At 73.9% G+C, this 8,692-nt stretch carries 8 protein-coding genes and 1 pseudogene; 5 read left to right on the plus strand and 4 right to left on the minus strand.

Annotation, left to right across the window (positions count from 1 at the left end; translation table 11 throughout):
* Complete coding sequence (locus tag ACFW1I_RS00595) at window positions 1–1,311, plus strand: protein-L-isoaspartate O-methyltransferase (protein WP_384664690.1); 1,311 nt, start codon at window positions 1–3, stop codon at window positions 1,309–1,311.
* 196 nt (window positions 1,312–1,507) lie between these two features.
* On the opposite strand, the gene ACFW1I_RS00600 is transcribed toward ACFW1I_RS00595, so the two are convergent.
* Together ACFW1I_RS00600 and ACFW1I_RS00605 are read right to left on the minus strand one after the other, a co-directional pair.
* Window positions 1,508–2,581 carry a polyprenyl synthetase family protein gene (locus ACFW1I_RS00600; protein ID WP_384664868.1) on the minus strand — a complete coding sequence of 358 codons (1,074 nt, stop codon included), beginning with the start codon at window positions 2,579–2,581 and terminating at the stop codon, window positions 1,508–1,510.
* Between the two features lie 38 nt (window positions 2,582–2,619).
* A complete protein-coding gene (locus tag ACFW1I_RS00605) occupies window positions 2,620–3,771 on the minus strand; it encodes a tetratricopeptide repeat protein (RefSeq protein WP_384664692.1) in 1,152 nt (383 codons plus the stop codon).
* Window positions 3,772–4,008: 237 nt separating this feature from the next.
* On the opposite strand from ACFW1I_RS00605, the gene ACFW1I_RS00610 reads away from it, so the two are divergent.
* Both ACFW1I_RS00610 and ACFW1I_RS00615 read left to right on the plus strand, forming a co-directional pair.
* Window positions 4,009–4,827, plus strand: a complete 819-nt coding sequence (locus tag ACFW1I_RS00610; RefSeq protein WP_384664694.1) for an SDR family NAD(P)-dependent oxidoreductase — start codon at window positions 4,009–4,011, stop codon at window positions 4,825–4,827.
* 207 nt (window positions 4,828–5,034) lie between these two features.
* Window positions 5,035–5,289 (plus strand): BBE domain-containing protein, encoded by a 255-nt coding sequence (locus ACFW1I_RS00615; protein ID WP_384664696.1) that lies wholly within the window; start codon window positions 5,035–5,037, stop codon window positions 5,287–5,289.
* Window positions 5,290–5,378: 89 nt separating this feature from the next.
* Here ACFW1I_RS00615 and ACFW1I_RS00620 read toward each other — a convergent pair whose 3' ends face one another.
* Together ACFW1I_RS00620 and ACFW1I_RS00625 are read right to left on the minus strand one after the other, a co-directional pair.
* A complete protein-coding gene (locus ACFW1I_RS00620; RefSeq protein ID WP_384664697.1) occupies window positions 5,379–6,578 on the minus strand; it encodes a S8 family peptidase in 1,200 nt (399 codons plus the stop codon).
* Between the two features lie 223 nt (window positions 6,579–6,801).
* Window positions 6,802–7,206 carry a hypothetical protein gene (locus ACFW1I_RS00625; RefSeq protein ID WP_384664699.1) on the minus strand — a complete coding sequence of 135 codons (405 nt, stop codon included), beginning with the start codon at window positions 7,204–7,206 and terminating at the stop codon, window positions 6,802–6,804.
* Window positions 7,207–7,304: 98 nt separating this feature from the next.
* Here ACFW1I_RS00625 and ACFW1I_RS00630 point away from each other — a divergent pair, with 98 nt between their 5' ends.
* Entirely contained in the window at window positions 7,305–8,276 is a 972-nt protein-coding gene (locus ACFW1I_RS00630; RefSeq protein ID WP_384664701.1) for a GlxA family transcriptional regulator, read from the plus strand.
* Window positions 8,277–8,478: 202 nt separating this feature from the next.
* A pseudogene (locus tag ACFW1I_RS00635) lies at window positions 8,479–8,692 on the plus strand (hypothetical protein); the annotation flags it as partial.

Raw genomic sequence — 8,692 nt, forward strand, 5'->3', positions numbered from 1 at the left:
GTGAGCGAAGTATCGAACGCGCCGGCCGCGGTCAGGCCCTCCGCCGCTCCCGAACCGCCCGGTCCGCTGGGGGCCGCACGCCCCGCGGATCCGGAGTCCGCCGTCGACGACTCGCCGACAACGACGGCTCGGGCAGCGATGGTCGGACGGCTCGAAGACGGGGGCGACGTGGGCCCCGGCCCCGTGCGTGAGGCCCTGTTGGCGCTGCCGCGCGAGGTGTTGATGCCGCAGGCGTACGTGCGGCGCTCGGCGCCCGACGAGCTGCCGCCGCGCTGGGACGCGCTGGACTGGGCACGGCCGGGCGACAGGGACGAGCTGCTGCGTCTGCTCCACAGCGGGGACAGCGTGGCAATCCAGCACGACGGCGAGCCGGTCCTCGGCCGGGTCCCCGGGCCGCGCTCCGGGGGCGCCATGACCGCGATGTCCAGCACCATGGGCATGACCGCCGGCCTGCTCCAGACGCTGGACCTGCGGCCGGGGCAACGGGTACTGGACGTCGGCACGGGGGCCGGGGTCACCGCAGCGGTGGCGTGCTCCGTGTGCGGCCACGACGGCGTCGTCACCGTCGACGTCGACCACCACATCAGCGAAGCCGCCGCCGCCCGGCTGCTGGAGCTCGGCTACCGGCCCGTCGTGGCGACCGGGGACGGCACCGCAGGATGGCCCACGACCGCTCCGTACGACCGGATCTTCGTGTCCTTCGCCGTGCCCCGGGTCCCGCCGGCCCTGGTGGACCAGCTCGCGCCGGGCGGGCGAGCGCTGATGACGCTGGGGACCTCCTCGCCGTCCTGGCCGGGCCTGGCCGTGGTCACCAGGACGTCGTCCGGGGCGGTGGAGGGCACCCTGACCGCGGTGGAGTTCGGTCACCGCGGGGGGCGGGGCTTCGACCGGCTGTTCCTCTCCCGCACGTTCCGCGACCGCATCGCCACCTCGCGCGGCGACCGCACCCGACGCACCCGACTGGAGCCCCCGCCGGACACCGCACGGGGCATGTGGCTGGCCCTGGATCACCACTACCCCGGGCTGGTCCGGCACGTCGGCGCCGAGGACCTGACGATCGGCGCGCCCGAGTGCGGCTCGTGGATGCGGGTACGTCCGACCGGCCACCCCCACTGGGACGTCACCGTCGCCGGACCTCGCGACATCTGGGCGGAGATCCAGGACATCGCCGGCCGCTGGCGGACTGCCGGATCACCACAGACCTACCGGCTCCGGATCGGCGCCGACGGCACGCAGCGGGTGACCACCGACAACGGCTCCCTGTCCTGGCTCCTGCCCACCCAGTGCGGTGACGACGGAGAGACACGATGACCCATCTCACGTCCCCAGCGCTTCCTCCTCGGAGGAGAGCCCGCTCGGCACGGCGGCCGCCGGCGACACCCGCTTCCACCAGCGCGAAGTCGCCGCGCTCCATAGCCGGGTCCCCGCCATGGGCGGGGCCGCGCGTCTGCCGGGCCCGGCTCGGCACCACCGGGCTCCCGCGCCCGCACCGGTACGGGAACGGTGATCACTTCGTCCGGTCGAGCACGTACGTGAACAGCCCGTCCAGTTGCCGTACGGCGGTGTACGTGAGGGACGCGTCGCGCAGCGCGTGGCGGGCGATGTCCAGGTGCCGGCGCGCTTCGTCGCGGGTCGCGGTGCGGCCGCCCAGCTCCTCCACGAGTGCCGCGACGTGTGCGGCGGCCTCGTGGTCGAGCTGCCGGGGAGGGTCGAGCAGCGCCGCCAGTTCGTGCGCGGCCCTGCCTCCACCGGCCAGTGCGGCGAGCATCGGGTAGGTCTTCTTGCCCCTGCGCAGGTCGGCGTGGACGGGTTTGCCGGTCACGGCGGGGTCGCCCCAGATGCCGAGGATGTCGTCCACCGCCTGGAAGGCGAGACCGAGATGGCGGCCGGCCCGTTCGAGCGTGGCCACGGTCCGGTCGGGGGCGCCGCCGAGGACCGCGCCGAGTGCGGCGGCGCAGCCCAGCAGGGCACCTGTCTTGTGTTCGGCCATCGACCGGTACTGCTCCGGTCCGACTGCGCCGGGGCCGTGCCACGGGCGGTCTTCGAAGCGCAGGTCCTGTGCCTGGCCGGACACCAGCGCGTTGAGGGTCCGGCAGAGGCAGCGGACCGCGGCCGCCGCGTGCCGGCCCGGGGTCTCGGCCAGGGTGGTCACGGCCTGGGCGAGCAGCGCGTCGCCGGCGAGGACGGCGGGGCCGGTCCCGTACGCCTTCCACACCGCGGGCCGCTGTCGGCGCAGGGCGTCCCCGTCCATGATGTCGTCGTGGAGGAGCGAGAAGGTGTGCACGAGTTCGACGGCCACGGCGCCGGGAACGGCGTCCGCGCCATCGGCCCCGACCGCCTCCGCCCCGAGCACGGCGAGCGCCTGGCGCACTCCCTTGCCCTCGGACCCGCCGGAATCCGGAGTGCCGGCCATGTCGGACCAGCCCAGCGCGTACGCCGCCATCTCACCGGTCCACGGATGGAGGCTGCCCACCGCCTCGACCAGTGCGGGCCGGACGAGTTCGCGACAACGCGCCAGGACACGGGCCGGCGTCGCGTCCTGATCGATCTCGTGGTCACCAGAGGAGTGGACGGCGGCCACGACTCCAGCGGCCGATGCGAACGGCGTCGGGACGGCGCTCACCGCAGGCCCTCCACATCGGCGGCCTGCAGCGCCTCGGCCCCGACCGCCGGCAGCACGGGCCTCGCGGCGCCCTGCTCGTGGGCGCCGTGGTCCGGCAGCGGCCCCACCCCCAGTTCGGCCGCCGCCTTGTCCACCATGTCCCGGGCATGCCGCAGCCCTATGCGGTCCAGCGTCGAGCGCAGTTCGGCCAGGTCCGCGGCCGTGTGCGCGGCGTCGCGGCCCAGGTGGGCGGAGGCCTTGACCAGCCCCAGTCGTGACAGCGCCGTCCCGCGCGGCTCGTCCATGTCCTGGAACTCCTCCAGGGCCAGCGCGTACATCTCGCGGGCCTGCTCGTAACGGCCCGCCCGGTACAGCACGTTGCCGCGCATCTTGTGGTTGTAGGCGAGCGCGCTGGACAGCCGTATCTCCCTGCAGGCGTCCTCCGCCTGGGACAGCAGCGACAGGGCGCGTTCCACGTCGGCGTCGCGCACGGACACCACGTCCGCGATGCCGCGCAGCGCCCATGCCCACCCGCGCCGGTCCTCGGCTCGGGACGCCGTGTCGGCCGCCTCCTCGAACAGGGCCAGGGCCTCGTCGTACTCGCCGGTGTTGCGGTGCATCTGCGCGATGCCCTCCAGTGCCCACACCGTGTGCCGGGCCTCGCCCCGGCGGCGGGCCTCGGCGAGCAGCTGCTCGTGCAGCCTCTTCACCGCCGCGTAATCGCCCTGGATGCGGCCGGTCTCGGCGAGCCCCGCCAGCGAGTAGCCGCGCACGACGACGTCACCGCCCCGCTCGCCCGTCTCGGCGGCCAGCCTCAGCAGCCGGTACGCCAGCCTGAACGCGCCGCGCTGCCGGGCCAGCGTGCCGCCGCTCCACAGGGCCCAGGCCATGGCCCCCTCGTGGCCGGCCGAACGCGCCGCCCGGTAGCTCGCCTTCCACGCCCGGTCGGCCTCCTCGATGCGACCGAGCCTGCGGCACGCCTCCGCCACGGCCAGCCCGCAGCGCGCCTCCTCCCGCCGGTCCCCGGCCCGTTCGGCCGTCCGCAGCTCCTTCATGGCCCGGGCCAGCACCTCGGGCAGCGAGGCGTTCACCGACAACGATGCGAGAGCACCCTGGTACTCCGGCGCCGATGCCTTCGCCCGCCTCGTCTCACGCGTCTGACCTGCCATCACACCCCTCCTCGTGTCGACTCGACGATCAAGTCGAACGAGAACCAAGACGGCGTCCGCGAGCCGGGGTTCCCTCTCGGCCGCGAAGTCCGCCTCCATACGGACGCGGCATAGTCCTCAAGTGCTACGCGACTGCCGACGACTCGTCAGCAAGAGGGACGCCCGGCAGCGGGTCGGCGCATGTCTAGGATCACCGGGTCGGCGGGCGGTCGACGAGACACGGGAGAGGCGGCGGGCATGGCGGACGAGCGCGTGTACCTGGTGACCGGAGGCGGGACGGGGATCGGGGCGGCGACCGCGCAGTCATTGGCCCGGGCGGGACACAAGGTGGCGGTGTCCGGGCGTCGCCCCGAGCCGCTGCGGCTGGTCGCCGAGGAGACCGGCGCCCTGCCCGTGCCGTCGGACATCGGGGACCCCGCCGCGGTGGTCTCGCTCGTCGAGACGGTGGTCGGCACGTACGGACGGCTCGACGGTCTGGTGCTCAACGCGGGCATCGGGCGGGGCGGCGGGGTGGGCGAGGTGACCCTGGAGGACTGGGACGACGTCATGCGGACCAACCTCACCGGTCCGTTCCTGCTGCTGCGCGCCGCGCTCCCGCACCTGCTCGCCGCCCGCGGCGCGGTCGTCGCGGTGGCCTCGGTGTCCGCCCTGCGCAACGGTGTCGGGAACGCCGCCTACGCCACCTCCAAGGCGGCGCTGCTCCAGCTGTGCCGCTCGCTCGCGGTCGACTACGGGGGCGCGGGGCTGCGCGCCAACACCGTGTGCCCGAGCTGGGTGCGCACCGACATGGCGGACCGCCGGATGAACCGGTTCGCGGAGGAGGCGGGCCTGGACGGGAACGGGCTGGAGGCGGCGTACGAGGAGGTGACCCGGGTCCTGCCCGCCGGACGGCCCGGTGAGCCGCAGGAGGTCGCGGAGGCCGTCGCCTGGCTGCTGTCGCCCGCCGCCTCGTTCGTGAACGGTGCGGTGCTCACCGTCGACGGCGGCGCGACCGCACTCGACCCGGGCACCCTCGGCTTCGAGTTCCGGCTGGAGCCACGCACCCCGGGGGCCTGACTGGCGGTGACTCGCCGGCCCCCGCGCCTCGGTCCGGGACGGCCGGTCCGGGTGGTGGGGCGTGACGGAGACATGGCCCGGAGCCGTTCGCGCGGAACGTCCGGCCCGACGGCGACGCGAAAGAGTGCGCGATCGGTGTCTTCGCCTTCAGCTGCGTGCACGGGCCCGGCGGCGGCCCGGCAGCTCCGGAGGACCTCGTGGCCCCGGGTGTACTTCTGCCTGTCCATCTGGTGGGGCGACGAGGGCCGGCGACACCACATCGACTGGGCACGCGACTTCCACGCGGCCATGCGGCCGTGGACGACCGGCACGTCGGTGCCCAACTTCATCTCCACCGACGAGGGCGCCCGACTGCGCGCCTCGTACGGCCCGGAGAAGTACGCGCGCCTCGTCGCGCTCAAGGACCGTTACGACCCCGAGAACGTCTTCGCCCTCAACCAGAACATCCCGCCCAGCCGGTAGGGGCGCCTCGCCGGAACGAAAGCCACCGCGGGAACGGGGATGGCCCCCACGCGTCGTGGGGGCCATCCGCTCCGGGCTGTCGGTGGGGCTTACGGGGCCACCTTCAGGAGCTTGTTCGCCGTGCCGGAGGAGGGGTTCTTGATGGCGTCCGGCGTGGCCGCCCCGGTCAGGGCGGAGGCCGTGTCGGCGGGCGTCGCCGACGGGTTGGCCGCCAGGTAGAGGGCCGCGGCGCCCGCCACGTGCGGCGTGGCCATGGACGTGCCGGAGATGGTCTTGACGCCGGTGTCGCTGTCGTTCCAGGCGGACGTGATGTCCGAGCCGGGGGCGTACAGGTCCACCACCGCGCCGAAGTTCGAGAAGTCCGACTGCTCGTCGTCCTTGGTGCTGGAGGCCACGGTGATCGCCTCGGGCACCCGGGCCGGCGAGCCCTGACCGGCGTCGGAGGACTCGTTCCCGGCGGCGACCGCGAAGGTCACGCCGGAGGCGATGGCGCGCTGGACCGCCGCGTCGAGTGCCTCGTCGGCGCCGCCGCCGAGGCTCATGTTCGCGACCGAGGGGCCGGAGTGGTTCTGCGTCACCCAGTCGATGCCGGCCACGACCTGCTCGGTGGTGCCGGAGCCGCTGTCGTCGAGCACCCGCACGGCGACGATCTTGGCCTTCTTGGCGACGCCGTGGGAGGTGCCGGCGATGGTGCCCGCGACGTGGGTGCCGTGGCCGTTGCCGTCGTCGGCCGAGTCGTCGTTGTCGACGGCGTCGAAGCCGTGGGTGGCCCGGCCGCCGAAGTCCTGGTGCGAGATCCGGACGCCGGTGTCGATGACGTACGCGGTGACGCCGTCTCCCCCGCCGTCCGGGTAGGTGTACTTCTCGTCGCCGGCCGTCCCGGTCTGGTCGATCCGGTCCAGACCCCAGGACGGGGGTTGCTCCTGCGTCTCCTTGATGCTGAAGCGCTTGTTCTGCACGACCGTGTCGACGGCCGGGTCGGCGGCGAGCCGCTTGGCCTCCTGGACGGTCAGGCCGGAAGCCGAGAAGCCGTTGACCTCCGAGCCGTAGGCGCGCTGGAGGGTTCCGCCGTACTTCTTCGCGAGGTCCGCCTTGTTCGCGGATGCGTCGAGGATGACGACGAAGCTGCCGTCGACGGCGCCGGGGGCGCCGAGTCCGTACACGGTCCCCTCGGCGGGGGCGGCCGCCCCGGCGAGGTTGCCGGCGAACAGTGCCGCGGCGGCGGCACCCGCCACACCTGTGGCTATGGCCGCGTTGCGAAGACCGTGGGATCGCTTGTGAGTTGCCATGAAAGCGGTTCTCTCCTCGTGTTGACGTGTGGGGCGTCAAACGTTCGAGAGAACCCTGCGCGGGTTGGCAGGAGCAAATCAAGGGCGAACCCGAGGTAAGCGTTATCCAACAAGGTTTCTTAATAGTCTCTCCGCATCGCCTCCACCTCGTACACGCGACCACGCCAACTCCACCCGCAAATGGTCACGTTCGGCGCCCCCTGGACCCCGGACCGGAGTGTGGTCAGACCAGCAGGACGATCGCCAGGGCTCCCGACGCGTCGACGACGCCGCACCACTCCGACCAGGCGCGGGGGACGACCCGGCCGGTGCGGTGGTGCGAGAGGTCCCAGAGGGCGTGGCCGAACCAGCCGGCGGCCACGACGTACAGCGCGGTCCTGCCCTCCAGGAGCAGCACCGCCCCGGCCCACGCGCAGAAGACGACGAGGCCGGCGGTCTGGACGGTGAGCGCATGCCGGTCGCCGAGTTCGCCGCGTACGGCTCCGAAGGCCAGGTAGCACAGCGGCATGACCACGAGGAGGGCGGCGAGGAAGGAGGTGGGCGGGAGCCCGTCGGCGAAGGTCGCCACGGCGAGGGCGAGCGCGAGCCAGGTCGGCCAACGGTGCGCGAGGAAGCGGATCGTCGTCATGCGACCCACTGTCCGGCGCGAGTCCGCCGCGGTCGCCGGTCGGCTCCCGGGATGTCCGCCGTCTTGGGGTGGAGGTCCGTGCGGACTAGGGTCGGCGCATGGGGGATCACGCTGAACGGGTGGTGGCCGTCGTCGGTTTCGAGTCGGCCGAGCTCCTCGACATCGCCTGCGTCACCACGGGCCTGGCCCTCGCCAACGCCCTCGGGGACCCCGCCACGCCGTACCGCGTGCGGGTGATCGCGCCGGGCGGGGCCCCCATCCGATGCGGTACGGGACTCGTGCTGGCCGGTGTCGAGTCCCTGGAGCGGACGAAGGGCCCGCTGGACACGCTCGTCGTCTCGGGCGGGCTGGGTGTGGAGCGGTTCGCCGCGGATCCCCGCCTCGTCGGCCACGTCCGGCGCCTCAGCCGCGAGAGCCGCCGGGTCGCCTCCGTCTGCACGGGCGCGGCCGTGCTGGCCGCGGCGGGTCTGCTCGACGGCCGACGGGCCACCACCCACTGGCAGTTCGCCCCGCGCCTGGCGCACGGCTACCCGGACGTACGGGTGGACCCGGCGCCCCTGTGGATCCGCGACGGCAACGTCTACACGTCGGCCGGCATCACCAGCGCGCTGGACCTGACCCTGGCCTTCATCGAGGAGGACCACGGCCCGGAGCCGGCCCGCCATGTAGCCCGGCACCTCGTGGTCTACATGCAACGACCGGGCGATCAGAGCCAGATGAGCGTGTTCACGGCGGCCCCGCCCCCTCGCGAGGACACCGTCCGCGTCCTGGCCGCCTACATCGCCGCGCACCCGAACGAGGACCTGAGCACGCCCGCCCTCGCCGCCCGCGCCGGAATGACGCCCCGTCACCTCACCCGGCTCTTCACCCGGTGCCTCGGGGAACCGCCCGGCCGGTACGTCCGGGGCGTGCGCACGGAGACCGCCGCACACCTCCTCCGGTCGAGTTCGCTCCCGGTGGCGTCGGTGGCCGCCCGCTGCGGCTTCGGCACTCCGGAGGCCCTGCGCAAGGCCTTCCTGGACCGCTACGGCGTCTCCCCGTCCCGGTACCGCGGCGGCGCCCCGCGCTGAAGCGGAACCCTCACCCACCCTGCCACCGCTCCGGTGCGGGTCTCCGGGACGACGGACTGGTGGTCGGCGCACTCACTCCTTCCGGTCATGGCGACCGCCCGACCGTCACGGCTCTCCCTCCGGCGCGGTTACGTGGGCGAACTCATCGAGTGCGGCCCGGAACCGATGGGCCGCACGAGCCACACGAGACAGGTGAACGGACATGCGCACTGAGGCCGCCCAGCGGGTCGAGCTGGTCTTCTCCCTCTTCGACGCCAACGGCAACGGAGTCATCGACTCCGGCGACTTCGACCTGATGACGGGACGGGTTCTGGAGGCGGGGGGGGGGGGGGGGGCCGCCCCCCCCCCGCGCCCCCGGGGGCGGGGGGGGGGGGGGTGGGGGGCCCGGGGCGCCCCCCCCCCAGCCCCCCCCCCCC

The sequence above is a fragment of the Streptomyces sp. NPDC058955 genome (assembly GCF_042741435.1).
GTDB lineage: Bacteria > Actinomycetota > Actinomycetes > Streptomycetales > Streptomycetaceae > Streptomyces.

Excerpts from the sequence above, each read along its gene's own strand:
- ACFW1I_RS00625 (WP_384664699.1), bottom strand. The coding sequence starts at position 7,206 with ATGACGACGATCCGCTTCCTCGCGCACCGTTGGCCGACCTGGCTCGCG.
- ACFW1I_RS00630 (WP_384664701.1), top strand. The coding sequence starts at position 7,305 with ATGGGGGATCACGCTGAACGGGTGGTGGCCGTCGTCGGTTTCGAGTCG.
- ACFW1I_RS00605 (WP_384664692.1), bottom strand. The coding sequence starts at position 3,771 with ATGGCAGGTCAGACGCGTGAGACGAGGCGGGCGAAGGCATCGGCGCCG.
- ACFW1I_RS00610 (WP_384664694.1), top strand. The coding sequence starts at position 4,009 with ATGGCGGACGAGCGCGTGTACCTGGTGACCGGAGGCGGGACGGGGATC.
- ACFW1I_RS00620 (WP_384664697.1), bottom strand. The coding sequence starts at position 6,578 with ATGGCAACTCACAAGCGATCCCACGGTCTTCGCAACGCGGCCATAGCC.